Annotated in this window: 18 protein-coding genes; 12 read left to right on the top strand and 6 right to left on the bottom strand. The window is 65.7% G+C overall.

What is annotated here, in order from left to right; all coding sequences use genetic code 11:
- Nucleotides 1-73: 73 nt before the first annotated feature.
- From LE197_RS22560 to LE197_RS22550, 3 genes are all read right to left on the bottom strand, one after another.
- A complete protein-coding gene (locus tag LE197_RS22560) occupies nucleotides 74-1537 on the bottom strand; it encodes an amino acid permease (protein WP_003094922.1) in 1464 nt (487 codons plus the stop codon).
- Nucleotides 1538-1631: 94 nt separating this feature from the next.
- Nucleotides 1632-2630: a class I SAM-dependent methyltransferase gene (locus LE197_RS22555; protein ID WP_003117439.1), complete on the bottom strand. Its 999-nt coding sequence runs from the start codon at nucleotides 2628-2630 to the stop codon at nucleotides 1632-1634.
- A gap of 109 nt (nucleotides 2631-2739) precedes the next feature.
- Nucleotides 2740-3711, bottom strand: a complete 972-nt coding sequence (locus tag LE197_RS22550) for a 2-hydroxyacid dehydrogenase (protein WP_023108780.1) — start codon at nucleotides 3709-3711, stop codon at nucleotides 2740-2742.
- Nucleotides 3712-4031: 320 nt separating this feature from the next.
- On the opposite strand from LE197_RS22550, the gene cdrA reads away from it, so the two are divergent.
- The 3 genes from cdrA (at nucleotide 4032) to LE197_RS22535 (ending at nucleotide 12717) form a co-directional block, all read left to right on the top strand.
- A complete protein-coding gene (gene cdrA / locus LE197_RS22545; protein WP_059309787.1) occupies nucleotides 4032-10256 on the top strand; it encodes a two-partner secretion system adhesin CdrA in 6225 nt (2074 codons plus the stop codon).
- Between the two features lie 62 nt (nucleotides 10257-10318).
- Nucleotides 10319-12025, top strand: coding sequence for a two-partner secretion system transporter CdrB (gene cdrB / locus LE197_RS22540; RefSeq protein WP_003094915.1), 1707 nt, complete (start codon nucleotides 10319-10321; stop codon nucleotides 12023-12025).
- A gap of 302 nt (nucleotides 12026-12327) precedes the next feature.
- Nucleotides 12328-12717 (top strand): hypothetical protein, encoded by a 390-nt coding sequence (locus tag LE197_RS22535; RefSeq protein ID WP_003106768.1) that lies wholly within the window; start codon nucleotides 12328-12330, stop codon nucleotides 12715-12717.
- 159 nt (nucleotides 12718-12876) lie between these two features.
- Here the strand turns inward: LE197_RS22535 and LE197_RS22530 are convergent, their stop codons facing one another.
- The gene (locus LE197_RS22530; RefSeq protein WP_023100251.1) at nucleotides 12877-14088 is read right to left on the bottom strand and encodes an MFS transporter; all 1212 of its coding nucleotides are present in this window, start codon (nucleotides 14086-14088) and stop codon (nucleotides 12877-12879) included.
- Between the two features lie 310 nt (nucleotides 14089-14398).
- Between LE197_RS22530 and LE197_RS22525 the strand changes: the two genes are divergently transcribed.
- The 5 genes from LE197_RS22525 to LE197_RS22505 are packed head-to-tail and all read left to right on the top strand — an operon-like array spanning nucleotide 14399 to nucleotide 20562.
- Nucleotides 14399-17230, top strand: a complete 2832-nt coding sequence (locus tag LE197_RS22525; protein WP_023108778.1) for a xanthine dehydrogenase family protein molybdopterin-binding subunit — start codon at nucleotides 14399-14401, stop codon at nucleotides 17228-17230.
- On the top strand, nucleotides 17223-17762 hold the full coding sequence (locus tag LE197_RS22520) for a (2Fe-2S)-binding protein (protein WP_003094903.1): 540 nt from the start codon (nucleotides 17223-17225) through the stop codon (nucleotides 17760-17762). Before LE197_RS22525 ends, LE197_RS22520 begins: the two co-directional genes overlap by 8 nt.
- 2 nt (nucleotides 17763-17764) lie before the next feature.
- Nucleotides 17765-19012, top strand: coding sequence for a cytochrome c (locus LE197_RS22515; protein ID WP_003141588.1), 1248 nt, complete (start codon nucleotides 17765-17767; stop codon nucleotides 19010-19012).
- Between the two features lie 3 nt (nucleotides 19013-19015).
- On the top strand, nucleotides 19016-19987 hold the full coding sequence (locus tag LE197_RS22510; protein ID WP_023108777.1) for an XdhC family protein: 972 nt from the start codon (nucleotides 19016-19018) through the stop codon (nucleotides 19985-19987).
- Entirely contained in the window at nucleotides 19987-20562 is a 576-nt protein-coding gene (locus LE197_RS22505) for an NTP transferase domain-containing protein (protein ID WP_023108776.1), read from the top strand. Before LE197_RS22510 ends, LE197_RS22505 begins: the two co-directional genes overlap by 1 nt.
- On the opposite strand, the gene LE197_RS22500 is transcribed toward LE197_RS22505, so the two are convergent.
- Entirely contained in the window at nucleotides 20563-21687 is a 1125-nt protein-coding gene (locus LE197_RS22500) for a methyltransferase (protein ID WP_023108775.1), read from the bottom strand.
- 327 nt (nucleotides 21688-22014) lie between these two features.
- Between LE197_RS22500 and LE197_RS22495 the strand changes: the two genes are divergently transcribed.
- Nucleotides 22015-23013, top strand: coding sequence for a DctP family TRAP transporter solute-binding subunit (locus LE197_RS22495; protein ID WP_003121339.1), 999 nt, complete (start codon nucleotides 22015-22017; stop codon nucleotides 23011-23013).
- A gap of 106 nt (nucleotides 23014-23119) precedes the next feature.
- Nucleotides 23120-23896 carry a ferredoxin--NADP reductase gene (locus LE197_RS22490; protein WP_023108774.1) on the top strand — a complete coding sequence of 259 codons (777 nt, stop codon included), beginning with the start codon at nucleotides 23120-23122 and terminating at the stop codon, nucleotides 23894-23896.
- A 104-nt stretch (nucleotides 23897-24000) separates the two neighbouring features.
- Here LE197_RS22490 and mscL read toward each other — a convergent pair whose 3' ends face one another.
- Nucleotides 24001-24414, bottom strand: coding sequence for a large-conductance mechanosensitive channel protein MscL (mscL, locus tag LE197_RS22485; protein WP_003104883.1), 414 nt, complete (start codon nucleotides 24412-24414; stop codon nucleotides 24001-24003).
- Between the two features lie 42 nt (nucleotides 24415-24456).
- Between mscL and LE197_RS22480 the strand changes: the two genes are divergently transcribed.
- Nucleotides 24457-24921 (top strand): hypothetical protein, encoded by a 465-nt coding sequence (locus LE197_RS22480; RefSeq protein ID WP_170872211.1) that lies wholly within the window; start codon nucleotides 24457-24459, stop codon nucleotides 24919-24921.
- 21 nt (nucleotides 24922-24942) lie between these two features.
- Complete coding sequence (gene katB, locus LE197_RS22475; RefSeq protein WP_003094881.1) at nucleotides 24943-26484, top strand: catalase KatB; 1542 nt, start codon at nucleotides 24943-24945, stop codon at nucleotides 26482-26484.
- The last annotated feature ends 7 nt before the right edge of the window (nucleotides 26485-26491 follow it).

Raw genomic sequence — 26491 nt, 5'->3', positions numbered from 1 at the left:
AGGGAGCCTGATCGCAAGGAAACGTGCCGGCATCCGCAGCGATCCGCGAGGAATCGCTGGGCGGCAGGGTGAGTCAGGTATTGGTCGGGCTGACGTCCATTTCGTGGTAGCGAACGAAGCGTGCGCGCTTCTTCCAGCGGTATCCCAGCCAGATCGCCAGGAACAGCGGCAGGCTGATATAGGTGGCGAGGAGGCCGATCCAGTCGATGCGTTCGCCCACCAGCGCCTGGTAGTTCTGCCCGAGGGTGATGACCATGCACAGGGCGAAGGCGAACAGCGGCCCGAAGGGGAACAGCTTGGCCCGGTAGGGCAGGTCTTCCAGGCGGCCGCCCTGGGCCAGGTAACCCTTGCGGAAGCGATAGTGGGAGATGGCGATGCCCAGCCAGGCGATGAAGCCGCACATGCCCGAGGTGTTCAGCAGCCATGTGTAGACGGTGCTGTCGCCGAAGGCCGAAGTGAGGAAGCACAGGGCGCCGACCAGGGTAGTGGCGTACAGCGCGTTGCGTGGCACGCCGCTGCGCGAGACGCGGGAGAACAGGCGCGGTGCCTTGCCCTCGAGGGCGAGGTTGTAGAGCATCCGGGTCGAGGCGTACATGCCGGAGTTGCCGGCGGAGAGGATCGCCGAGAGGATCACTGCGTTCATCACCCCGGCCGCCGCGGCGAAGCCGGCGCGCTCGAAGAGCAGGGTGAAGGGCGACACGCTGATGTCGCTGGCATCGTTCTTCAGCAGGTTCGGGTCGGTGTAGGGAATCAGCATGCCGATCACGAAGATCGCCAGGATGTAGAACATCAGGATGCGCCAGAACACCTGGCGAATGGCGATCGGGATGTTCTTCCGCGGATTTTCCGATTCACCGGCGGCGATGCCGATCAGTTCGGTGCCCTGGAACGAGAAGCCGGCGATCATCGCCACCCCGACCATCGCCTGGAAGCCGCCGACGAAGGGCGCGTCGCCCATGGTGAAGTTGCTGAAGCCGGGCGACTCCACGCCATGCATGATGCCGAAGATGGTCGCCAGGCCGACGCCGATGAAGATCACCACCGTGACTACCTTGATCAGGGCGAACCAGAATTCGCTCTCGCCGAAGCCGCGCGCGGAAATCACGTTGAGGCCGAACATGATGCCCAGAAAGATCGCGCTCCAGTAGATGCCCGGCACCTCGGGGAACCAGAAACTCATCACCAGTTGCGCCGCCACCAGTTCCGCGGCGATGGTCACCGCCCAGTTGTACCAGTAGTTCCAGCCGAGGGCGAAACCGAAGCCATCTTCGACGAACCGGCTGCCATAGGTGCAGAACGAGCCGGAAACGGGCATGTAGGCGGCCATCTCGCCGAGACTGGTCATGAGGAAGTACACCATCAGCCCGATCAGTGCGTAGGAAAGCAGCGCACCGCCGGGCCCGGCGGTGGCCACTGTGGCCCCGGAGGCGACGAACAGCCCGGTGCCGATGGAGCCGCCGATGGCGATCATGTTCAGGTGGCGCGGCTTGAGCACCCGCCGCAATTGCTGGCCCTGGCTGGCGTTCAGGTCAGTCATCGGCGGCCTCCCGGCGGGTGGCCACGGAAGGGTCTGGCTGCGGGCGTGCGGGCAGGGAGAGGAAAAGCTTCATTCACAGGGTTCCAGGCAGAAATCAGGAGCGACGGGCGGAGTAGATGCGGAAACCGTCGCCTTCGGCGAGTGTCCGGCAGGGGCCGAGGTGGCGTTCGATCAACGGCGGGTACTTCAGGAAGCTGTTGGCGACCAGGCGCAGTTCGCCGCCCGGCGCCAGGTGCTCGGCGGCGCGTTGCAGCAGGCGCTCGGAGGCCTGGTAGTCGGTGTGCACGCCCTGGTGGAAGGGCGGGTTGCTGACGATCGCGGCGAGTTCGCGCGGCGCGCCGTCGATGCCGTCGGCGGCGATCACTTCGCCGTCCAGGCCGTTGGCGGCGAGGGTCAGTCGGCTGCTCTCGACAGCGAAGGCGTCGACGTCGAGCAGGCTCAGGCGACTGGCGGGGTAGCGACGCTTGAGGACCGCCCCGAGTACCCCGGCACCGCAGCCGAAGTCCAGCAGATGGCCGCCGGGCAGGGCTTGCAGTTGCCCCAGCAGCAGCGCGCTGCCGCGATCCAGGCGGCCATGGCTGAACACCCCCGGCAGGCTCACCACCTGCAGCTCGCCATCGGCCAGCGGCAGGCTGTAGCGCTGGGCCAGGGCGTGCAGGTCGGGCTCGGCCGGCGCCTGTTCGATACGCACCTGCCAGAGCTGGCAATGCCGCGCGCTATCCAGTTTGCGGGGCTTGCCGTAGGCGGCCAACTGCTTGCTCGCGCGCTCGATCCCGCCGCGCTTTTCGCCGACCAGGAAGAGTTCGCCGCCGGGCAGGCGGGCGGCCAGGCTGGCCAGCAGGTAGTCGGTCAGTTCGCGGGACTTGGGCAGGAACAGAACGGCCGAAGTCCAGGCGCCGGTCGGCGCGCGCGTGTCGAAACGGCTACGGTCGGGGAAGCGGGCGTCCAACTGCGCCTGCTCGCCGGCGTGCCAGCTCCAGCCCTGGGCCTGCGGTAGCTCGGCGAGCAGGTCGTCGGCGGGCAGGCCGGCCAGCAGCAGCGGGGTCGCGAAGAGGTGGCGCTGGCGCAGCAGCACTTCACTGCGAGGGTCCATGCGGGCTCCGGAAAAAATGGGAAATCTTAACAGGCTTGGGCCTGGCATACCCGCATGGATTGTCGGCGAGGATCGCCGTTCATCCGTGCGCGGTGCCCGCAGCGCCGTATCAGCCGGCGTTGACTACCCGCAGGGCGCGCCCGGCCTTCCATGCCTCTGCGTTTTCCGCCAGTTGGCCGACGATGCGCTGCCGCGCCTCGCGACTGCCCCAGGCGTTATGGGGGGTGACGATCAGGCGCGGGATGTCGGGGGCCAGCAGCGGATTGCCGTTTCTCGGCGGCTCGACGCTGAGCACGTCGGTGGCGGCGCCGCCCAGGTGGCCGCCGCGCAGGGCGTCGGCCAGCGCCTGTTCGTCGACCAGGCCGCCACGGGCGGTATTGACCAGGAAGGCGCCAGGCTTCATCAGCGCCAGTTCGGCGGCGCCGAGCATCCCGCGGGTGTCCTCGGTCAGCGGGCAGTGCAGGGTCAGGGCGTCGACCCGTGGCAGGAGTTCGCCAAGCGGCAGGCGGTCCGCCCGGGCGGGCCGTCCTGGCAACTGACCGAGCAGCACACGCATGCCGAACGCCTCCGCCAGCCTCGCCACCGCCCCGCCCAGTTCGCCATGGCCGAGCAGGCCGAGGGTCTTGCCTTCCAGTTCGACGATGGGGAAGTCCAGCAGGCAGAACTGGCTGGATTGCTGCCAGCGGCCGCCGCGTACCGCGTGCTGGTAGTCCGGCAGGCGCGTAGCCAGGGCCAGCAGCAGCGCGAGGGTGTGCTGGGCTACCGAGGGCGTGCCGTAGCCATGGCAGTTGGCGACGACGATACCGCGCTCGCGAGCGGCAGCGAGATCGATGTTGTTGGTGCCGGTAGCGCTGACCAGGATCAGTTCCAGCTCTGGGCAGGCGGCGATGCATTGCGCGTCGATCGGCGCCTTGTTGCTGATCGCGACCCGCGCACCGTGCAGCCGCGCGGCGACTTCCTGCGGTTGGCTGGCGGCATGCAGTTGCAGCTCGTCGAAGGCGGCGTGCAGGGGGCGCATGTCCAGATCGCCGAGGTCGAGGGAGGCATGGTCGAGGAAAACGGCGCGCAGGGCATGGCTCATGGACGGTTCCTTGGCGGCAGCGGACGGGGGCTGCCTAGCCTAGCAAACCCGCGTGCCAGGGAGGTCTTCCGGTTTTCTTGACAGTGATTATCCAGAAAGTATTGTCGGTTTTTTGACGGTATTACATATTTAACCTCTGTAGTGTCATTTTTGAGTCACTCCGACGAACGGTCGCCCTTTCAAGTGGACAATTTTTGATCTGAAAGGCATTTTTTTGGCACACAAGGCGCAATGTGAATTGCTTCTCAGATTTTCGTCATTTAACTGACGAAATGCAGTGCTGGAAAACTGACGTGCGCCACGCAGATAGGGAGATTTTCATGGTCCGTCCGGATAGCCAGCGCGGCAAGCGCACCTCTTCGAAAGCTGGTAGGGAAGGGCGTTTCGTCCTTGCCGCCAGCAGCACCCTCATGTTCGCCATCGCCAGCATCAACGCGGCCATGGCGGCACCTACCGGTGCCCAGTTCAACCCCAACGAGATCAAGATCAGCCAGCAGGGCAAGACCACGCTGATCGACCAGAGCACCCAGCGCGCGATCATCAACTGGAAGGGCTTCGACGTCTCCGCCGACGAGGCGGTGCGCTTCAACCAGCCCGGCGTGACCTCGTCGACCCTGAACCGGGTCACCGCAGGCCAGGAAAGTGTGATCGCCGGGCGCATCTCCGCGCCCGGCCAGGTGATCATCTACAACTCCAACGGCGTGGTATTCAGCGGCTCGGCCAAGGTCGACGTGGGCTCCCTGATCACCACCACGGCGAACATCAGCGACGAACACTTCCGCCAGGGCAAGCTGATCTTCGACCAGCCCGGAAACCCCGACGCGCGGATCGTCAACGACGGCAGCATCAGCGTCGCGGAGAAAGGCCTGGCGGCCTTCGTCGCGCCGTCCGTGGCCAACAACGGCGTGATCAACGCCCGTCTCGGCACCGTGGCGATGGCCGCCGGCAACGCCGCGACCATCGACCTCTACGGCGATGGCCTGGTGTCCATCGCCGTGACCGACCCGGTTACCCGCAAGCCGCAGGATGCCCAGGCGCTGGTCAGCAACGGCGGCGCGATCCAGGCCGACGGCGGTAGCGTGCTGATCACCGCCGAGCAGGCTTCCCGGGTGGTCGACAACGCGGTCAACCTGTCCGGCGTGATCCTCGCCCGCGGTACCGAGGTGCGCGAGGGCAGCGTGGCGCTGGTAAGCAAGTCCGGGGACATCCAGGTCGCCGGCAAGATCGACGTCAGCGGTCCGAAGAGCGGCGGCGACGTGCTGGTCAGCGGGCAGCAGGTGGCCCTGGCGAGCACCGCCAGCATCGACGCCCGCGGCGCCGCACAGGGCGGCAGCGTGCGCATCGGCGGCGACTTCCAGGGCCGCGGCGAGCTGCCACGAGCGAAGAACGCTACGCTGGCCAAGGGCGCCAGCATCGACGTCTCGGCTACCGGCAAGGGCAATGGCGGCCTGGCGGTGGTCTGGTCCGACGGCAATACCCGCATGGACGGGCGGATCCTCGCGCGCGGCGGCGCCCAGGGCGGCAACGGCGGCCTGGTGGAGACCTCCGGCAAGGTCAACCTGAGCATCGCCGACAGCGCCTACGTCAGCGTCGCCGCACCCTACGGCAACGGTGGCACCTGGCTGCTCGACCCGACCACCCTGCGCATCGTCGCATCCGGCGGCACCTCAGGTTCGGTGGGGGGCGCCAACGGCGCCAGCGGCGACGCGACGGTGAATGCCTCGGTGGTCACCGGGGCGCTGGCAGGCGGCAAGGTGACCCTCAGCGCCAGCGACCGGCTGTCGGTGGAAGCGCCGCTGATCACCAGCAACCTGGGCGGCGCCAGTCGCGGCCTGGAACTGATCGCCACCGGACCTGCCGGTGCGGTGGATATCTCTGCGCCGATCCTGTTCCGCAACGGCAGCCTGGCAATCCGCGCCGGCGGCAACATCAACTTCCTCAGCGGCGGCACGCCGCAGACCAGCGGCATCGTCGACCTGGGTAGCGGCACCCTGTGGATGCAGACCAGCACCGCCGGCAAGATCAGCCAGCAGGCCGGTACCGCGCTGATCGCCGCCAACCTCGCCGGCCGCGCCGGTAGCATCGACCTGGCTTCCTGGGACAACTACGCCGGCAACCTGGCGCTGCAGACCTTCAACGGTACGCTCAAGTACCGGCAGAGCAACGCCACCGGCGTGACCACGAGCGGCACGGTGTTCGATCCGTTCATCAACCAGAGCATGACCGGCACGGCGCAGAACATCGTCTCCAGCGTCGGCACGCGGATTCTCGAGGCCAACAGCGTCGGCACCACCGGCAACTACACGCTGACCGCCGACGGCAACAGCGAGTTCGACCGCCTGGTGTTCACCGCGCTGCCCTATCGGCGGGTCAGCGGTTCCGCCAGTTTCCCGACCAACGACTCGTCGGACTACCTGGTGACCAACCTGCGCTACCAGGTCAACGGCAGCAACGTCACCGCCACCCCGAACGGCGGTGCGCCCAGCGGGTTCACCGTCGCCGCCGGCAACGGCAGCGTCACCACCTGGACCGGAAACTGGGGCACCAGTTGGGGCGTCAAGGGCTTCGGCGGCGTGATCGGCGTGACCGACGAACTGCAGTACGACGTCGGCACCGGCCTGACCGAGGAACTGATCTTCGGCCTCGGCGGCAAGACCAGCCGCGTCGATACTCGCCTGGACCTGTTCATGCGCGAGGGAGCGTTCAACAGCTTCGCCGAGCGCGCCCAGGTGGAGATGTTCAAGACCACCACCACTGCCGGCGACATCCTTTCCCGCCAGCAGACCGCCACCCTGACCGCCAATGACGCTACCCGCGTCTACGGTGATGTGAATCCGACTCTGACGGCCACGATGTCCGGCATCAACGCCATCGACGCCTACGTCAACAGCCAGTTCAACGACCTCTACCAGGCGACCGCCAGCACCACGGCGACCCAGGCGTCGAACGTCGGGCAGTACGCGATCACCGGTAACGCCAATGGCAGCGAGTATTTCAGCCAGCGTTACCAACTGGTGCGCCAGGACGGCAAGCTGACCGTCACGCCGGCGCAATTGATCGTCAGCGCCGACGCCAAGACCAAGGTCTATGGCGACGCCGATCCGACCCTCACCTACCAGGTCAGTGGCCTGAAGAACAGCGATACCGCCGCCGGCGTGCTGAGCGGCAACCTCGGCCGGGTGGCCGGGGAGAACGTCGGCAACTACGGGATACTTCAGGGCGGGCTGGGCCTCAACACGGCCAATTACACCCTCAGCTACGTCGGCAACGACCTGCGCATCACTCCGGCGCAACTGAACGTGATCGCCGATGCCAAGACCAAGGTCTATGGCGACCTCGATCCGGCGCTGACCTATCAGGTCTCCGGTCTCAAGCGCGGCGATACCGCCGGTGCGGTCCTCAACGGCGGCAGCCTGAGCCGCGTGGCTGGCGAGAACGTCGGCGTGTACGGCATCAACCAGGGTGGACTGGGCCTGGTCAGCAGCAATTACACCCTGAACTACCAGGGCAATAACCTGACCATCACCAAGGCACTGCTGAATGTGATCGCCGATGCCAAGACCAAGGTCTATGGCGATGCCGATCCGAGCCTGACCTACCAAGTCAGTGGCCTGAAGAACGGCGATACCGCTGGCGCGGTGCTTAACGGTGGCAGCCTGAGTCGCGTGGCTGGCGAGAACGTGGGTGTGTATGGCATCAACCAGGGCGGCCTGGGTCTGGTCAGCGCGAACTACGACCTGAGCTACCAGGGCAATAACCTGACCATCACCAAGGCGCTGCTCAATGTGATCGCCGATGCCAAGACCAAGGTCTATGGCGACGCCGATCCGGCACTGACCTACCAGGTTTCCGGGCTGAAGAACGGCGATACCGCCGGTGCCGTGCTCAACGGCGGCAGCCTGAGCCGCGTGGCTGGCGAGAATGTCGGCGTATACGGCATCAACCAGGGCGACCTGGCATTGAACAGCGGCAACTACGATCTGAGCTACCAGGGCAACAACCTGACCATCACCAAGGCACTGCTCAATGTGATCGCCGATGCCAAGACCAAGGTCTATGGCGATGCCGACCCGAGCCTGACCTACCAGGTCAGCGGCCTGAAGAATGGCGATACCGCTGGCGCGGTGCTCAATGGCGGCGGCCTGGTTCGTGTCTCCGGCGAAAACGTAGGCAACTATGCGATTCAGCAGGGTGGCCTGGGTCTGGTCAGCGGTAACTATGACCTGGCTTACCAGGGCAACAACCTCACCATCACCAAGGCATTGCTGAATGTGATCGCCGACGGCAAGACCAAGGTCTATGGCGACGCCGACCCGAGCCTGACCTACCAGGTCAGCGGCCTGAAGAACGGTGACAGCGCTGGTTCGATCCTGACCGGTGGGCTGAACCGCGTCGCAGGCGAGAACGTGGGTGTGTATGGCATCAACCAGGGCGACCTGGCATTGAACAGCGGTAACTACGACCTGAGCTACCAGGGCAATAACCTGACCATTACCAAGGCGCTGCTGAATGTGATCGCCGACGCCAAGACCAAGGTTTACGGCGACGCCGACCCGAGCCTGACCTACCAGGTCAGCGGCCTGAAGAATGGCGATACCGCTGGCGCGGTGCTCAATGGCGGCGGCCTGGTTCGTGTCTCCGGCGAAAACGTAGGCAACTATGCGATTCAGCAGGGTGGCCTGGGTCTGGTCAGCGGTAACTATGACCTGGCTTACCAGGGCAACAACCTCACCATCACCAAGGCATTGCTGAATGTGATCGCCGACGGCAAGACCAAGGTCTATGGCGACGCCGACCCGAGCCTGACCTACCAGGTCAGCGGCCTGAAGAACGGCGACACCGCCGGTGCCGTGCTCAACGGTGGCAGCCTGAGCCGCGTGGCTGGCGAGAATGTCGGCGTGTACGGCATCAACCAGGGCGACCTGGCATTGAACAGCGGTAACTACGACCTGAGCTACCAGGGCAATAACCTGACCATCACCAAGGCACTGCTCAATGTGATCGCCGATGCCAAGACCAAGGTCTATGGCGATGCCGATCCGAGCCTGACCTATCAGGTCAGCGGCCTGAAGAACGGCGACACCGCCGGTGCCGTGCTCAACGGCGGCAGCCTGAGCCGCGTGGCTGGCGAGAATGTCGGCGTGTACGGCATCAACCAGGGCGGCCTGGCATTGAACAGCGGCAACTACGATCTGAGCTACCAGGGCAACAACCTGACCATCACCAAGGCACTGCTCAATGTGATCGCCGACGGCAAGACCAAGGTCTATGGCGACGCCGACCCGAGCCTGACCTACCAGGTCAGCGGCCTGAAGAACGGTGACAGCGCTGGTTCGATCCTGACCGGTGGGCTGAACCGCGTCGCAGGCGAGAACGTGGGTGTGTATGGCATCAACCAGGGCGACCTGGCATTGAACAGCGGTAACTACGACCTGAGCTACCAGGGCAATAACCTGACCATCACCAAGGCGCTGCTGAATGTGATCGCCGACGCCAAGACCAAGGTCTATGGCGATGCCGATCCGGCACTGACCTACCAGGTTTCCGGGCTGAAGAACGGCGATACCGCTGGCTCGGTGCTCAATGGCGGCGGCCTGGTTCGTGTCTCCGGCGAAAACGTAGGCAACTATGCGATTCAGCAGGGTGGCCTGGGTCTGGTCAGCGGTAACTATGACCTGGCTTACCAGGGCAACAACCTGACCATCACCAAGGCACTGCTCAATGTGATCGCCGACGGCAAGACCAAGGTCTATGGCGACGCCGACCCGAGCCTGACCTACCAGGTCAGCGGCCTGAAGAACGGTGACAGCGCCGGCTCGATCCTGACCGGCGGGCTGAACCGCGACGCAGGCGAGAACGTGGGTGTGTATGGCATCAACCAGGGCGGCCTGGTGCTGACCAGTGGCAACTATGACCTGGCCTACCAGGGTAATGACCTGACCATCACCAAGGCGCTGCTCAACGTATTCGCCGATGCCAAGAGCAAGCAGGTCGGCACCGCCGACCCGGCGCTGACCTATCAGGTTTCCGGCCTGAAGAATGGCGATAGCGCCGGTCAGGTGCTCGCCGGCGGGCTCGGTCGGGTGGGCGGCGAAGCCGTAGGCCAGTACGACATCCTCCAGGGTGGGCTTGCCCTCACCAGCGGCAACTACCAGCTCAACTACCAGGGCAACCTGCTGAGCATCCTGCCGCTGCCGGTCACGCCGGGCGACCTGGGGCAACTGGCAGCGCTCTCCGACTTGCGCGAACTGCAGAAGGGGCGCGATCCGGATACCCCCGGGGATGCGGTCTACCGCACCACCACGCTGGAAAACCCGTTCCTCGAAAACCCGTTCCTGCGCGCCTACGCTCTGGGCATGGACGTCAGCGATCCTAACCTGCTGCCGGCTACCGCCGCGGGTCCGGCGGAGGACGCCAGTGCCAAGCGGGTGGGGCAGTTCACCGATCGTCCGCTCAGGGCAGAGGCCGAGAGTGGGGCGGGTTGCTCGAACCAGAGCTACCTGGCCGACTACTGGAGCTGCTTCAACAAGCCTCTGAATTTCTAACCCTTTTCGCAATGCGCACTATCGTCTCCGGGCGGTAGTGCGTCATCTGCCCGAGGTGAATGATGAAACCTTCGCAATGGACGCTTCGCTGGGTGACGCTCTGTGGCTGCGGGATGCTGGCTGCTTCCGCCGCCGCCGTGGAGTTGCCAGGGACTGTACAGCCATCCCAGCTCGATGAACGCTTCAAGCCCCGCAGCGAGCCGCAAGCCAAGCCCGAGGCGCCGCTGGTGGTGCCCAAGCAGGTCGCGCCGCAAGGCAGCGAACAGATCCGCTTCGAACTGCGCGAGATACGCATCGAAGGCAACACCCGCTATGACAAGGCGGTGCTCGAGTCCTATTACCAGCATATGCTCGGCAAGCAGGTGTCCCTGGCCGAACTGGTCGACCTGGCCAACCGCCTCACCGCCAAGTACCGCCAGGACGGGTACCTGTTGACCCAGGTAGTGGTGCCGGAGCAGAGCATCGAGGGCGGCAAGGTACGCCTGCAGGTGATCGAGGGTTACCTCGAACACGTGCAGATCAAGGGAACCGTCGATGGGCCGCGGGTGCGAGTGGAGGAACTGCTCGCGCCGCTGACCGAAAAACGTCCGCTGGATGCCGATACCCTGGAGCGCGGCCTGCTGCTGGTCGGCGACCTGCCGGGGGTCAACGTGCAGAGCGTGCTCAGCCCGGGTCAGGCGCTGGGCTCGTCGAACCTCGACGTGGCCTTGCAACAGCAGCGATACGAAGGCTTCGTCAGCCTCGACAACCGCGGCTCGCACTACACCGACCCGACCACCCTGGCCTTCGGCGCCACCGAGTTCTCCCGCCTGGGCTTCTACGAGCAGATCGACGTGCTCGGCGCGATCTCGCCGTTCAGCGATGCCACCCGCTACATCCAGTTGCGCGGTACGTTGCCGCTGGGTGGCATGTTCGCCGGCGATACCCTGCAGATCATGGGTTCCTATTCGAAGGTCAACCCGGACATTCCGGACTCGGTATTCCCCTTCGACAGCGTCAGCAAGAGCACCGAAGGCAGCATTTCCTACAACCATCCCTTCATCCGCTCGCGCTCGCAGAACCTGAGCGGCGGCCTGGCGTTGCAGTGGAAGGATACCGAGACCCGCCTGCGCGACTTCGCCAGCGACGCCTCGAACCCCGGTCGTGACCATGTGCGGGTGTTCCAGCAACGCCTGACCTATGACTGGGTCGACCGCTGGATGGGCATCAACCTGGCGGAGGTGCGCAACAACATCGGCCTGGACATGTGGGGCGCGACCAAGAAGGACGATGAACGTCGTTCCCGCGAAGTGGCCGACGGACGTTTCGTCTATCTCAACGGCAACATCGGGCGTCTGCAAGGGCTCGGCGGACCCTGGTCGGTGTATGGCGAGTTGCAATGGCAGTACAGCTTCGACCCGTTGCTGCCGAGCGAGCGCTTCGGCGTCGGCGGCAGCGGGATCGGTCGCGGCTTCGCCCCGGGCAACATCACCGGTGACCGTGGCTTCGCCCTGAAGCTCGAACCGCGCTATGGCCAGGCGGTGGGCTATAGCTGGCTGCGCAGCTACCAGGCCTACGCTTTCTACGACTGGGGCAAGACCTACAACCTCGACGTGGACGATGACGAGCAGCAGAAGCTCGGCTCGATCGGTGCCGGGGTGCGCTTCAACCTCACCGACCAGTTGTCGTTCAACCCGGAGATTGCCCGCCAGGTCATCGGCGAGCCAGCCGACCAGCGCGATGGGAAGCGCGAGACGCGGGTCCTGTTCAACGTGGTGGCGCGCTTCTGAACCCTGCCGGCCTCCGTTCCGGAGGCTGCTGACGGAGCCCCTCTCCGGTTCTGCGGAGAGGGAGGTTCGTGCTCAATTCCGAGTGTTCTTCTCAAACTTTCGATTTCTTCGATTTTTCATATCGATGCCGTCAATCCGTGCCAAGGCCGGTCGGAGAGGCGTATTCTTGCTGTAACTCCTGTGCTAGAGCGGTTAGTCGCACTATTTCAAACGTCGATGAATACTATTGGCGCGCTTCGTTTTCCAATCGAGTTTCCCGAACAGAGAATGGCCCCACGTAACGAATACCTGGAGCCACTGCCATGAAACGCCCGCTGATCCTCGCCATCGCCCTTGCTACCCTGACCGCCAATGCCGCCTTCGCTGCACCGCGGGTCGAATCCATCGCCCTGCGCGGTGCCCAACAACTGATCGCCTCCGACGGTTCCGACCGTACCCTCGAACGCCTGCGCAAGACCCAGGCGCCGCGCGTCCAGGAAGAACGCCGGGTCGCCGAAAGCGGCAGCGAGCAGACCATCGATCGCTTGCACCGCGACATGACCAGCCGCGAGGCGCGCCTGGCCGAGAACGGCAGCGAACAGACCGTCGACCGTCTGCACAAGGACATGGGGCGCGTCGATCTGCGCCTGGCCGACAACGGTAGCGAGCGCACCGTCGACCGCCTGCATCGGGAGATGCGGCGCCCCGCCTGACACCGCGGATCACGCCGCAAGGTGCGAGAAAAGCCCGGCTCGATGCCGGGCTTTCTTATTGCCGAGAAGGTGCGGTGTTCCATGGGGAGGACGGATAACGCCCCAGGCGTTATCGCCGATACGCCGCTGTCGGGGCAGCGACGCGCGACGGCATTGGCCTCAGTGCAGGCGGTCGCGTTGCGCCAGGCTAGGGAACAGCTTCATCCATGCTCCGGTGACCACCAGGGTGCCGACCCCGCCGAGGACCACTGCCGGTACCGTGCCGAACCAGTGTGCGGTGAGCCCGGACTCGAACTCGCCGAGCTGGTTCGAGGCGCCGATGAACAGGCCGTTCACCGCGCTGACCCGGCCGCGCATCTCGTCGGGGGTCTCGAGCTGCACGAAGGCGCCGCGGATGACCATGCTGACCATGTCCGCGGCGCCGAGTACCACCAGCACGCCGAGGGACAGCCAGAACGATTTCGACAGGCCGAAGGCGATGGTTGCCAGGCCGAAGATGCCCACGGAGAGGAACATGATCCGCCCGACGTTGCGTTCGATGCTGAAGTGCGCCAGCCAGAACGACATCGCCAGGGCGCCCACCGCTGGAGCCGAGCGCAGCAGGCCGAGGCCCCAGGGCCCGGTGAGCAGGATGTCCTTGGCGAACACCGGGAGCAGGGCGGTGGCGCCGCCGAGGAGCACGGCGAACAGGTCGAGGGAGATTGCGCCGAAGATGTCCGGTCGGCTGCGGATGAAACGGATGCCGGCGAGCAGCGAGTCGAGGGTGGCCTTGCCCTGGGTGAGCGGCTGGTTGCGTACCGGCAGGCTGAGCGTCAGGACGCAGGCGAGGACGTAGAGAGTCGCGGTCGGCACGTAGACCCAGGAGGCACCGAACGCATAGAGCAGGCCGCCGAGGGCCGGGGCGGCAATGGTCGCCGCCTGCATCGCCGAAGCCGAAGCGGCCACCGCGCGCGGGAACAGTCCGGCCGGTACCAGGTTCGGCAGCAGCGCCTGGGTGGTCGGCATTTCGAAGGCGCGGGCGGTACCGAGGGCGAAGGCGAGGACGAAGATCATGTTGCGGGTGATCTCTCCCGAAGCCGCGCCGAGCACCAGCGCCACCGCCACCAGGGCCTGGCCGGTCTGGCAGAGGGCGGCGATCCTGCGTCGGTCGTAGCGGTCGGCAACGTGCCCGGTGTGGAGCATGAACAGTACCCGCGGGAGGAATTCGACCAGGCCTACCAGGCCCAGGTCGAGGACATTGCCGGTCAGTTCGTAGATGTGCCAGCCGATGGCCACGGTGAGCATCTGGAAGCCGCTGGCGGTGCAGACGCGGGCCAGCCAGAAGGCGAGGAAGGGACGATGGCGGAGCAGGGAGCTGGGTTGGCTGGACATGCTGGGGTCGGGCGTTTCGAGAGGAGGGCGGAGAGTAACATGCGGTTACCTCTTGGCTGTTGCCATTGCCGAAATCGAAGATTCAGAGAAGCGCACGAAAAGGTTGGAGTCGACCTGGCGGACGACCAAAGTCGAGTGTCCATGGGGCCTTCCAGCGGTAGACGGGACTTTTCCTCGGGTGCGACTTGTCGCTAAAATTAACTCCTGAGTCAGGTTTTTCCGCCTGCGTGCTCCACCTCGTCCGTCCGGGCGAGCTGTTCAAGCCTGAATAACGACATGGGGGGGAACCGTACCACCCAGAGGAACTTGCATGTCCAACCGTGATATATCCCGGCGCGCCTTTCTCCAGGGCGGGTTGATCGCCGGCGTGGGTGTCACCCTGGCGCCGCTCGGCAGCCAGGCGTTCGCTGCCTTGTTCGAGAACCAGGTGACCGTTTCCGCCCAGCGCTGGATGGCGGGCAACGGCCAGGTCCGTTTCCGTAACGACGCCTTGTCCAAGGTCTGCGGCAACAAGGTGTTCGCCCGCGATATCCGCGCCAGGGACATGCCCGGCTGGCCGCAGCAGCAAGGCCACGCCATGTTGCTGAAGACCGTTCGCGCCGACCGCATCTACGAAGGCCACGACCTTTCCTGGCTGGGCGCCGAGTTGCAGCCGGACCGTATCGTCACCGCCGCCGACCTGGAGAAGGACGGCATCGTCTTCCCCGAGGCGCATTCGCCCGATCCGCTCCTGCCGCCGGGCAAGGTGCCGATGTTCATCGGCCATCCGGTGGCGATCCTGATCTGGAACGACTTCGAGCGCTTCCGCCGGGCCAAGCTCAAGCTCAAGTTCAACGACAAGGCGATCCGCTATGGCGCCCAGGCCCCGCTGTACCAGGGCGATCCCTACGGCAGCTATCGCTTCGTCCGGGTCGGCGGCAAGACGCCCTACGAGGACGACGAGTTCTCCAGCCTGAAGGACTCGATGCTGTTCCCCACCATCCTCAACCGCAAACCGGTATGGACCCGCGAGCCGAAGCTGCACGGCGACCTCACCGAGCAGGGGCTGTTCCATGCCAAGCGCATGGCCGAGCAACTGGAAAACCCGCCGCAGGACTGGCTGGTCTTCGACGAGCGCTACAAGACCCCATCGATCGAGCCGGCGGCATTGGAGCCGGACAACGGCAACGGCTGGTACGACGCGGCGAGCAAGACCTTGCACTTCGTGGTCGCCACCCAGTGCCCGTTCGAAGTCGCCTACGAAAGCGTGCACATGATCAAGCCGTCGCGCTTCGCCCTGGAGAAGCTCAACATCCATCCGGGCTATACCGTCGGCTACGGCTCCAAGGACAACAACATCTTCGTCTTCTATGCCGCGCTCGCCGCGCTGTATGGCGAGGGTGTGCCGGTGCGCCTGGCCAACGACCGCTACGAGCAGTTCCAGAGCGGCATCAAGCGCCACCCGTTCGACATCCGCTACCAACTGGCGGTAGACAGGAACGACCTCGGCTTCCGCATCTTCCGCGCCGACATGAGCGCCGACGGCGGCGGGCGCGCCAACTACAGCGCCTCGGTGGCGGCGGTGGGCGCCACCGCCGCGCAGTCGATCTACTACATGCCGCAGAACGACCTGGCGGTCACCGCCTATCATTCGCGCGGCGTGGAGGCCGGCTCGATGCGCGGCTACGGTACCCTGCAGACCATGGCCGCGACCGAGATGATGGTCGACGAGATCGCTGGCCGGCTGGGCGTCGACGCCATCGACCTGCGTCGTCGCAACGCCCTGCGCTCGGGCATGAAGAACACCCAGGGCGCGGTCCCGGCCGGTGCCCTGCGCCTGCACGAGATCCTCGACAAGGCCGCTGCCCACGAGGTCTGGAAGGACCGCGACGCACGCAAGAAGCGCTTCGACGCGGAGGACCCGGACAACTGGTATGGGGTCGGCTTCGCCATTTGCCAGAAGGACTTCGGCACCGGCGCCGAGGCGCCGATGGCGAGCATCGAGTTCAGCGCCGACGGGCGCATCAGCCTGCGCCACATCGGCACCGAGATCGGTACCGGGATGTCCACCTCGCAGGCCTTCGTGGTCGGCGACTTCCTCGGCCGTCCGGCGGACGAGGTGAAGACCGCCGAGACCGAATGGCCCGAGCTGCGGCTCACCACCAAGGGCAATCCCTACCTGATGAGCCAGGCCGAGCAGGACGCCGCGCTACGCGATCCGCGCTGGGTCGGCAAGCTGGCCTCGCCGTCGTCGGCGACCAACTCGGCGTTCTATTTCAGCCACGCCACCCGCGAAGCCGCGCGCGTACTGTTCAACCACGGCCTGTGGCCGGCGGCCCTGGCGCTGTGGCGCAGCGGTCCGTTCGGCGGCCAGGCCAATCCCTATATGGTGCGCCGCGAAAACGCGGTATGGGTCGACGGCCAGTTGACCGGCAACGGCCTGGCGCCGATTCCCTTCGCCGAGCTGGCGAAGAAGGCCCACGAGATGGGCCTGGTCACCGGCGTCAGCGTCCACGGCTTCAACCGCTGGAGCTGGGCCGAGGCGGACTTCGTCATCGATGGCGTGCGCGAGCGCCTGCCGCTCGACGCCATGGCGGTGAAGTACGGCGACGGCGCGCCGGGAGTGAAGAAGGCGATGATGAACAGCGCCGGCTTCCACCTGCTCGACCGGCAGAATCCGGCTTATCCGGCGACCCAGCTGAACAACGCGATGGTCACCTACTACAGTCCGGTGGCGACCCTGGTCGAGCTGAAGGTGAACAAGGGCAGCGGCGAGGTGCAGGTGCTCGACCACCATTCCTGGATCGAGTGCGGCCGGGTGCTGGTGCCGGAGCTGGTCAAGGGCCAGCTGGAGGGCGGCATCGCCATGGGTATCGGCCATGCGCTGCTGGAGGAAATGCCGCTCTACGAGGGCGGCCCTGCGGAAGGGGACTGGAACTTCAACCGCTACCGGTTGCCGCGGGCGAAGGACGTGGCGGTTTGGAACCAGACGGCGGAGATCCTCCCGCCGCTGTCGCCGACCGATCCGGCCAAAGGCATCGCCGAGGTGGTGATGATCCCGGTGGTCGGCGCCATCGCCAACGCCGTGGCGCACGCCACCGGCAAGCGCGTCCGCGACCTGCCCATCACTCCCGCCCGCATCAAGGAGGCCCTCCATGGCTAACCGCAAGCTCCAGATGACCCTCAACGGTCAAGCCGTCGGTCCGGTGGAGGTCGCCGAAGACCTGCCGATGATCGACTACCTGCACGAATACCAGAACCTCACCGGCTCGCGCCTGGGCTGTGGCCAGGGCATCTGCCATGCCTGCGTGGTGATCGTCGACAATCCGGACGGCACCAGCGAGGAAGTGCGCACCTGCATCACCGGCGCGCACTACTTCGACGGCAAGAAGGTTCGCACCATCGAGGGCCATGCCCAGCGCGACGAGAATGGCGACATCCGCGAGCTGAACCCGATCCAGCAGAAGTTCGTCGACCAGTTCGCCTTCCAGTGCAGCTATTGCGCGCCGGGCTTCGTCAACGCCGCCACCGTGCTGGTGGAAAAAGCCCAGCGCCAGCCGATCAAGCGCAGCGAGCTGGAGCAGGCGATCGAGGACAGCCTCGGCCATCACATCTGCCGTTGCACCGGCTACGTGCGCTACTACAGCGCCACCCGCGACGTGCTCGACGAACTCGGCCTGGTCAAGGAGGCTTGAGGATGAAGCGGACCCTTTCCGGCCTCGCCCTGGCGCTGGCCGCGCTGTCGCCGTTCCTGGCCTCCGCCGCCGGCGCCGACGCGGCGCTGGTCAAGCGCGGCGAATACCTCGCCCGCGCCGCCGACTGCATGGCCTGCCATACCGCCGAGGGCGGCGCGCCGTTCGCCGGCGGGCTGCCGATCCAGTCGCCGTTCGGCACCATCTACGGCACCAACATCACCCCGGACAAGGAACACGGCATCGGCGCCTACAGCGCCGACGAGTTCTTCGCCGCTCTTACCGAGGGCAAGCGCAAGGACGGCGCCTACCTCTATCCGGCGATGCCCTACACCTCCTATCACCTGATCGAGCGCGAGGATGCCGACGCCATCTACGCCTACCTGATGGCCCAGGAGCCGATCGCCCGGCCGGCGCCGCAGACCAGCCTGAGCTTCCCGTTCAACGTGCGCATGGGCCTGGCCGGCTGGAACCTGCTCTACGGCAAGAGCGTGCGCTTGCAGCCGGAGGAAGGGCGCAGCGAGGCCTGGAAACGCGGGCAGTACATGGTCGAGGTGCTCGGCCACTGCGGCGAGTGCCATACCCCGCGCAACCTGGCCGGCGCCCTGGAGCAGGACAAGCGCCTGAGCGGCGGCCTGCTCAACGGCTACCTGGCGCCCAGCCTGCTGCCCGGCGACCTTGCCGCGCGCGGTTGGACCCAGCCGGACCTGGCGAGCTTCCTCAAGCACGGCATGAGCGCCCAGGGCAGCATGTTCAACGAGATGTTCCCGGTGGTGCACCACAGCACCCAGCACCTCGACGACGGCGACCTGGCGGCCATGGCCACCTACCTGCTCGGCGACCAGCCGCCGCCGGCCAAGGTGGTCCAGGCGCTACCCGAGGCGCAGCTGAACGACAGCGGCAAGCGCGGTCGCCAGCAGTACCTCAACGTCTGCGCCGGCTGCCACGGCGGCGAAGGCGAGGGCAAGCCGCATATCGCGGTGGCGATGAACGGCAACACTACCCTGCGCCTGCAAGACCCGCGTAATCTGTTGCGAGTGATCGAAGACGGCATCGTCGAACAGCAGTTCACCGGCTTCGAACGCATGCAACCGATGCCCGGTTTCGCCGGGAAACTCGACGACGAGCAACTCACGGACCTGCTCAACTACCTGCGCCAGACCTGGGGCGGATTGCCCGGTGACCTCGGTCCCCAACAGGTCGCGCAATTGAAGACGGAGAGCGCTTCGGTGCATACCGTCAAGGTGAAGTGAATCGTGCAACACCTCGATCTACAGGTGGTCCGCCAGGCGCTGAAGTGGTCCGTGGGCGGCGAACGGGTGTGGTTCTGTACCGTGCTCACGACCTACGGCTCGGCGCCCCGTGCGCCGGGATCGCTGCTGGCGGTGAACGCCAACGGCCACTGGATCGGCTCGCTGTCCGGCGGCTGCGTCGAGGATGATTTCCTCGAACGGGTCGCCGCCGGCGGTTTCCCCGATCCCGCGGTGATCGTGCGCTACGGCGAGGGTGACGACCCGAACTCGAACGTGCGCCTGCCCTGCGGCGGCATCCTCGACGTACTGGTGGAAAACCTGGCGCCGGACTGCGACGTCCAGGCCCATCTGCGCGAGATGGAGTCGGCGTTGCTCGGCCAGCGCCGCCTGCTCCGCGAGGTCGAGCTGGGCAGCGGCGCGCGCAGCCTGCGCGACGATTCCAGCCACGGCCCACGGGCGGAACGCGACGGTGAGCGCGTGCGCCTGCGCGTCGGTGCCGCCCAGCGCCTGTTGCTGGCCGGCTATTCCAGCGTCGCCCATGCCTGCGCCGAGTTCGGCAAGGGCCTGGGCTTCGAGGTGATCCTCTGCGACCCGCGCGAAGAAGCCTTGCGCGGCGTGGTGCTGGAGGGGATCGAGATCCGTCGCGAGCTGCCCTCGCTGTTCATCGCCGACGGCGGTTGCCACGCCGATACGGCGGTGGTGGCGTTGACCCACGATCCGAAGATCGACGACCTGGCGATGCTCGAGGCGGTGCGTACCGAAGCCTTCTATATCGGCGTGATGGGATCGTGGGCGACCTCGGAGAAACGCTTCGAGCGCCTGCGGCGCATCGGCGGCCTGGGCGATGCCGAACTGGCGCGGATCCACGCGCCGATCGGCCTCAACCTGGGGAGCAAGACGCCGGCGGAAATCGCCCTGGCGGTGCTGGCGGACATTCTTCGCATCCGCAACGGCATTCCCCGCGAGCGGCTCTGATGGTCGCCGCCGACGAGGTGCTGTGCCTGGTCCTGGCGGCCGGGCAGGGGCGCCGTTTCGGCAGCGACAAGCGCCTGGCGCGGCTGGCTGATGGCACGACCCTGCTGGCGGCCAGCGTGGCGCGGGCGCGCGAGGCGTTCGCCGAGGTGCGGGTGGTGGTGCGTGCCGGAGAGACCCCGGCGAGCCTGGGCCTGCCGGCGCAACAGCGGCTTGTCCACAGCCTCGACGCCTCGTCGGGCATGGGCCACAGCCTGGCCGCCGGCGTCGCGGCGGCGAGGAACAGCCCGGCCCGGGCCATCGCCGTCCTGCTCGGCGACATGCCCTGGATCGCCGCCGATACCCTCGAGCGTCTGGCCGCGATGGCCACTCCCGAAGCCATCGTGTTTCCCCTGTACGACGGCCATCGCGGCCATCCGGTGCTGTTCGGCCGCGCTTTCTGGGACGCGCTTGCACAACTGGACGGCGACCAGGGCGCGCGCCGTGTGCTGCAGGCCCATCGTCCGGCCTGGTGCGAGGTGCCGTGCGACGATCCGGGCGTACTCCGCGACGTGGACACCCCGGCGGCGCTCGGCTGACTATTTTCCCGCTTTCAGGATCACGAACTTCGGATTCGCCGCGACCTGCTCGACCCCGCGGAACAGCCGCTTGAGCTTGGCGTGGTAGCCCAGGTGGCGGTTGCCGACGATCCACAGTTCGCCGCCCGCCGCCAGGGCATCGCGAGCCTGGAGAAACATGCGCCAGGCGAGGAAGTCGCCGACCACCTGCTGCTGGTGGAACGGCGGGTTGCACAGGACCAGGTCCAGCGAGCCCGCCGCCTGGCCGGCCAGGCCATCGTCGGCGCGGAACGTCGCCGGCCGCTCGCCCAGCGCCGCTCGCCAGTTTTCCCGCGCCGACTGCACGGCCATGTACGACTCATCCACCAGGGCCAGCTCGGCCTGCGGGTTGAGCAGCGCGTAGGCGATACCGAGCACCCCGTTGCCGCAGCCCAGGTCGGCGGCGCGTAGCGCGCCGAGGCTGCGTGGCAGGTGCGGGAGGAAGGCGCGGGTGCCGATGTCGAGACCCTCCCGGCAGAATACGTTGGCGTGGTTGAGCAGCGTCAGCGGCGGCTGCTCCAGGCGATAGCGGGTCGGATAGGGCGAGCGCGGTTGCGGGCGCTCCGCTGCCTCGGCGATCAGCAGGCGGGCCTTCTTCACCGCCAGCGAAGCGTGCATCGGGCCGATGTAGCGTTCCAGCAGGTCGCCGGCGGCGCGCGGCAAGTGCTTGACCATCCCCGCGGCGACGACCTGCGCGCCCGGTGCCAGTTGGCCGTGCAGGCGGATCAGTTGCTCCTCCAGCAACGCGAGGGTCTTCGGCACCTTGACCAGTACGTGATCGAAGGGCCCCACGGCGGTTTCGCTGGCCGGGACGAAGCGCACCGAACCCAGGTCGAGGCCGTTGCGCGCGAGGTTCTTGCGCAGGGCGAGGAAGCCCAGGTGCGAATCGCCGCTGCTGGTGACCTGAACGTGCGGCGCCAGGCTCGCGGCGAGGGCGCCGAAGGCGTCGTTGAGGACCAGCACCCGGCATTGCGCCGTCACGCCCCGTTCGTGCAACTGGTTGAGCAGGTATTCGTCGGCGGCATCGAACGCCTGGAGGGGCTCGCCGTCCTGCTCGGGCTGGCGGACCAGGTCGAGCTGGGCGAAGGGGGTGGCGAATAGAAGCATCGGGTTCCCGGCGGGGCGAATCCCGCTCGTCAATTAACAATCTGTCGAAACTGAGAGCTGGTTGGAGTTCTCCAGCTTGTGCGGCACACGGATATGCCGAAAAATTCTTTACCCGGCTCTGGTTAGTCGTTTCCTTACCGACGAGTCATCCAGCCGGGCACGCCAATAATAACCGGGCTAGGGCTTCGATAGCGCCTGTCATGACCCGGTAGCGCCTGGACGGGCGCCTTCGCCACTTCGAGCGGTGACCGTCACCCAACCCGTTTCCCGAACGAGACCCGTGCGAGCCGTCGCGGGGCTCGTCGTTGCCATCGCACAGGTACATCGATGTTCAAGCCGTTTGTCGGTGTGGCGCTCGCCGCACTGTTCGCCGTTTCCGCCGTCGCCCATGCCGAGGACGCCGGCCCGATCGTGATCAAGTTCTCCCATGTGGTCTCCGACGACACGCCCAAGGGCAAGGGGGCGCTGTTGTTCAAGAAGCTTGCCGAGGAGCGTCTGCCGGGCAAGGTCAAGGTCGAGGTCTACCCCAACTCGACGCTGTTCGGCGACGCCGACGAGATCGAGGCCCTGCGCGCCAACAAGGTGCAGATGCTGGCCACCTCGCTGTCCAAGTTCGAGCCCTATACCAAGCAACTCCAGGTGTTCGACCTGCCGTTCCTGTTCGATGACCTGGAGGCCCTGAAGCGTTTCCAGAAGCGCGACAAGAGCCGCGAACTGCTGCGCTCCATGGCCAAGCACGGTATCTATGGCCTGGCCTACTGGAACAACGGCATGAAGCAGCTTTCCGCCACTCGCGAGCTGCACCGGCCGGACGATGCCAAGGGCCTGGTCTTCCGTATCCAGCCGTCGTCGGTGCTGGAAGCGCAGTTCGCCATGCTCGGCGCCACCGCCAAGCAGTTGTCCTACGCCGAGACCCTCAAGGCCATGCAGGCCGGCAGCGTGCAGGGCACCGAGAACACCTGGTCGAACCTCGCCGGACAGAAGATCGACAGCGTGCAGCCGTACATCACCGAGACCAATCACGGCGCGCTCAGCTACATGCTGATCACCAGTTCGGCGTTCTGGACCGGCATTCCCTACCAGACCCGCACCGAACTGGAGAGCATCGTCGACGAGGTCACCCTGGTGGTGAACAAGGAAGCCGAAGCGCTCAACCAGAAGGAGCGCGAGCACCTGCTGGCAGCCGGCAAGAGCCGCCTGGTCAGCCTCAGCGCGGAAGAGCACGAGGCCTGGCGCAACGCCATGAAGCCGCTGTGGAAGAACTACGAGGCGCAGATCGGTAGTGACGTGTTGCGCGCGGCCCAGGTGGTCAACCGCAAGCGCTGATCGGCCGCTGGCTATTCCCGTCAGCGGGGATAGCCACAAGCCTTGCGGGTGTTTCTGCCGGGTGCTTTGCGGGACACTAGGGGAGTATCGGTATCCGGAGCGGACCATGACCGCCAGCGAAGAGAAATTCACCCGCCAGACGCTGCTCGACGTGCAGCCTCTGACTCCCAACCTGTTCACCCTGCGTACCAGCCGCGACGCGGGATTCCGGTTCCGCGCCGGGCAATTCGCCCGGCTCGGCGTGTACAAGCCCAGCGGCAGTATCGTCTGGCGCGCCTACTCGATGGTTTCGGCGCCTCATGACGAATTCCTCGACTTCTTTTCCATCGTCGTCCCGGACGGCGAGTTCACCAGCGAACTCAGCCGCCTGCGCGAGGGCGACCAGTTGCTGGTCGATCGCCAGGCCTTCGGCTTCCTCACCCTCGACCGCTTCGTGGATGGTCGTGACCTTTGGCTGCTGGCCACCGGTACCGGTGTGGCGCCGTTCGTCTCGATCCTGCAGGACTTCGAAGCCTGGGAGCGCTTCGAAAGCATCAAGCTGGTCTACAGCGTGCGTGAGAGCAAGGAGCTGGCCTACCGCGAGCTGATCGCCGGCCTCGCCGAGCGCGAATACCTGGCCGAGCATGCCCACAAGCTGCAGTTCATTCCGGTGGTGACCCGCGAGCAGGTACCCGGTTGCCTGAACGGACGTATCACCACGCTGATCGAGAACGGCGATCTGGAGCGTGCCGCCGACCTGGAACTGACCCCGGAGCATTCGCGGGTGATGCTCTGCGGCAACCCGCAGATGATCGAGGACACCCGCGCCGTGCTGAAGGCTCGCGGCATGAACCTCAGTCTGACCCGGCGCCCGGGGCAGGTGGCGGTGGAGAACTACTGGTAGGTGCTTGCCCGCGCAGTAGCGGCGGATAGCGCCGCCGCCCGGCGTGTTGTCCGGCAATGAAAAAGGGCCCGAACGGGCCCTTTTTCATTGTTCCGCCGACGCGATCACGACTTGTTCTGCTGGGCTTTCAGCAGATCGCGGATCTCGGTCAGCAGGGTTTCCTCGGCACTCGGCACTGGCGGTTCGGACGGCGCGACGGCTTCTTCGCGCTTGAGGCGGTTGATCGCCTTGACCCCCATGAAGATGGCGAAGGCCACGATGACGAAGTCGAGTACGGTCTGAATGAACTTGCCATAGGCCAGCACCACCGCCGGCACGTCGCCTTCGGCGGCCTTCAACGTTATCGCCAGGTCGGAGAAGTCGACTCCGCCGATCAGCAGTCCGATCGGCGGCATGATCACATCGCCCACGAAGGACGAGACGATCTTGCCGAAGGCCGCGCCGATGATGATACCGACAGCCATATCCACGACATTGCCCTTGACGGCAAAGGCTTTGAATTCACTCAGAAGACCCATGGGTTCACTCCCTGTATTTCGCTAATAGGTAAAGGCAGTCTAATGCAGCCTTCGGCAAGTTGCTCAGGCTGGAAGATTGGTGTTTTGGTTCCCCCCGGCAACGCGAAAATTCGCAAGGCATACGTTTGCGTCGGGTCTTGTGGGGAGAAACGAAGTTTAGAGGAAAAACATTACACTCATGTCGATTTTCAGGAATTCGCCAAGAAAGAAGACAAAGCAACTTCGGCAACTTGGAACTGCGCCATGCAGATGCCGGAAGTTGAAGTTGGAGTGGCGAGGTTCTCCGACCTAACTTCGCAGGCAAATAACGAAGGTGAACTCGTTTACCGGCGAGCGAACTGGGAGTCCCTGGTGCACCAGCGCGGGCTTTCTTCGGCTGGCGGTCTTTTTTTATTTCTTTTTGCGATTCATGGGCGCATTGATATTCCTAATCGGCGCGGTGAGGTTTTTCAATTTAGCGTCGCCGGCGGCGCTCCTTACCTTGGTCGGGCGCAACAAGACGCCTGACAAGCCATTAGGAGCTCTTCCATGAACCCTTCCCTGAACGCCTTCCGTCCCGGCCGCCTGCTGGTGGCGGCAAGCCTGACCGCCAGCCTCCTGTCGCTGTCCGTGCAGGCCGCGACCCTGACCCGTGACAACGGTGCGCCAGTGGGCGACAACCAGAACTCGCAGACCGCCGGGCCCAACGGTTCGGTGCTGCTGCAGGACGTGCAACTGCTGCAGAAGTTGCAACGTTTCGACCGCGAGCGCATTCCCGAACGCGTGGTGCATGCCCGCGGCACCGGCGCCCATGGCGAGTTCGTCGCCAGCGCCGATATCAGCGACCTGAGCATGGCCAAGGTCTTCCGCAAGGGCGAGAAGACCCCGGTATTCGTGCGCTTCTCCGCTGTGGTGCACGGCAACCACTCCCCGGAGACCCTGCGCGATCCGCGCGGTTTCGCCACCAAGTTCTATACCGCAGACGGCAATTGGGACCTGGTGGGCAACAACTTCCCGACCTTCTTCATCCGCGATGCGATCAAGTTCCCGGACATGGTCCATGCCTTCAAGCCGGACCCGCGCAGCAACCTCGACGACGACTCGCGACGCTTCGATTTCTTCTCCCACGTGCCGGAGGCGACCCGCACCCTGACCCTGCTGTATTCCAACGAGGGCACCCCGGCCAGCTACCGGGAAATGGACGGCAACAGCGTGCATGCCTACAAGCTGGTCAACGCCAGGGGCGAAGTGCACTACGTGAAGTTCCACTGGAAGAGCCTGCAGGGCCAGAAGAACCTCGATCCGAAACAGGTGGCGGAAGTCCAGGGTCGCGACTACAGCCACATGACCAATGACCTGGTGAGCGCGATCCGGAAGGGCGACTTCCCGAAATGGGACCTGTACATCCAGGTGCTCAAGCCCGAGGACCTGGCGAAATTCGACTTCGACCCGCTGGACGCGACCAAGATCTGGCCGGGCATTCCCGAGCGCAAGATCGGCCAGATGGTGCTGAACCGCAACGTCGACAACTTCTTCCAGGAAACCGAACAGGTCGCCATGGCGCCGTCGAACCTGGTGCCGGGCATCGAGCCCTCCGAGGATCGCCTGCTCCAGGGACGGCTGTTCGCCTACGCCGATACCCAGATGTACCGGGTCGGCGCCAACGGCCTGGGCCTGCCGGTCAACCGCCCGCGCAGCGAGGTCAATACCGTCAACCAGGACGGCGCGCTGAACGCCGGACACAGTACCAGCGGGGTGAACTACCAGCCGAGCCGGCTCGATCCGCGCGAGGAGCAGGCCAGCGCCCGCTACGTGCGGACCCCGCTGAGCGGCACCACCCAGCAGGCGAAGATCCAGCGCGAGCAGAACTTCAAGCAGACCGGCGAGCTGTTCCGCTCCTACGGCAAGAAGGACCAGGCCGACCTGATCGCCAGTCTCGGCGGGGCGTTGGCGATCACCGACGACGAGAGCAAGTACATCATGCTTTCCTACTTCTACAAGGCTGACAGCGACTACGGCACGGGCCTGGCCAAGGTGGCCGGGGCCGATCTGCAGCGCGTCCGGCAACTGGCGGCGAAGCTCCAGGATTGATCGCAAC

The organism is Pseudomonas sp. PS1(2021), from assembly GCF_020405165.1.
Taxonomy (GTDB): Bacteria; Pseudomonadota; Gammaproteobacteria; order Pseudomonadales; family Pseudomonadaceae; genus Pseudomonas; species Pseudomonas aeruginosa.
The sequence above is the reverse complement of the archived record's forward strand: the minus strand, read 5'-3'. Positions and strand labels throughout refer to the sequence as shown.

What these genes read in the sequence shown, in the direction of transcription:
- LE197_RS22550 (WP_023108780.1), bottom strand. Translation starts at nt 3,711, where the DNA reads ATGAGCCATGCCCTGCGCGCCGTTTTCCTCGACCATGCCTCCCTCGAC.
- katB (WP_003094881.1), top strand. Translation starts at nt 24,943, where the DNA reads ATGAACCCTTCCCTGAACGCCTTCCGTCCCGGCCGCCTGCTGGTGGCG.
- LE197_RS22525 (WP_023108778.1), top strand. Translation starts at nt 14,399, where the DNA reads ATGTCCAACCGTGATATATCCCGGCGCGCCTTTCTCCAGGGCGGGTTG.
- LE197_RS22520 (WP_003094903.1), top strand. Translation starts at nt 17,223, where the DNA reads ATGGCTAACCGCAAGCTCCAGATGACCCTCAACGGTCAAGCCGTCGGT.
- LE197_RS22495 (WP_003121339.1), top strand. Translation starts at nt 22,015, where the DNA reads ATGTTCAAGCCGTTTGTCGGTGTGGCGCTCGCCGCACTGTTCGCCGTT.
- LE197_RS22555 (WP_003117439.1), bottom strand. Translation starts at nt 2,630, where the DNA reads ATGGACCCTCGCAGTGAAGTGCTGCTGCGCCAGCGCCACCTCTTCGCG.
- LE197_RS22535 (WP_003106768.1), top strand. Translation starts at nt 12,328, where the DNA reads ATGAAACGCCCGCTGATCCTCGCCATCGCCCTTGCTACCCTGACCGCC.
- LE197_RS22505 (WP_023108776.1), top strand. Translation starts at nt 19,987, where the DNA reads ATGGTCGCCGCCGACGAGGTGCTGTGCCTGGTCCTGGCGGCCGGGCAG.
- mscL (WP_003104883.1), bottom strand. Translation starts at nt 24,414, where the DNA reads ATGGGTCTTCTGAGTGAATTCAAAGCCTTTGCCGTCAAGGGCAATGTC.
- cdrB (WP_003094915.1), top strand. Translation starts at nt 10,319, where the DNA reads ATGAAACCTTCGCAATGGACGCTTCGCTGGGTGACGCTCTGTGGCTGC.
- LE197_RS22490 (WP_023108774.1), top strand. Translation starts at nt 23,120, where the DNA reads ATGACCGCCAGCGAAGAGAAATTCACCCGCCAGACGCTGCTCGACGTG.
- LE197_RS22530 (WP_023100251.1), bottom strand. Translation starts at nt 14,088, where the DNA reads ATGTCCAGCCAACCCAGCTCCCTGCTCCGCCATCGTCCCTTCCTCGCC.
- cdrA (WP_059309787.1), top strand. Translation starts at nt 4,032, where the DNA reads ATGGTCCGTCCGGATAGCCAGCGCGGCAAGCGCACCTCTTCGAAAGCT.
- LE197_RS22500 (WP_023108775.1), bottom strand. Translation starts at nt 21,687, where the DNA reads ATGCTTCTATTCGCCACCCCCTTCGCCCAGCTCGACCTGGTCCGCCAG.
- LE197_RS22515 (WP_003141588.1), top strand. Translation starts at nt 17,765, where the DNA reads ATGAAGCGGACCCTTTCCGGCCTCGCCCTGGCGCTGGCCGCGCTGTCG.
- LE197_RS22560 (WP_003094922.1), bottom strand. Translation starts at nt 1,537, where the DNA reads ATGACTGACCTGAACGCCAGCCAGGGCCAGCAATTGCGGCGGGTGCTC.
- LE197_RS22480 (WP_170872211.1), top strand. Translation starts at nt 24,457, where the DNA reads ATGCAGCCTTCGGCAAGTTGCTCAGGCTGGAAGATTGGTGTTTTGGTT.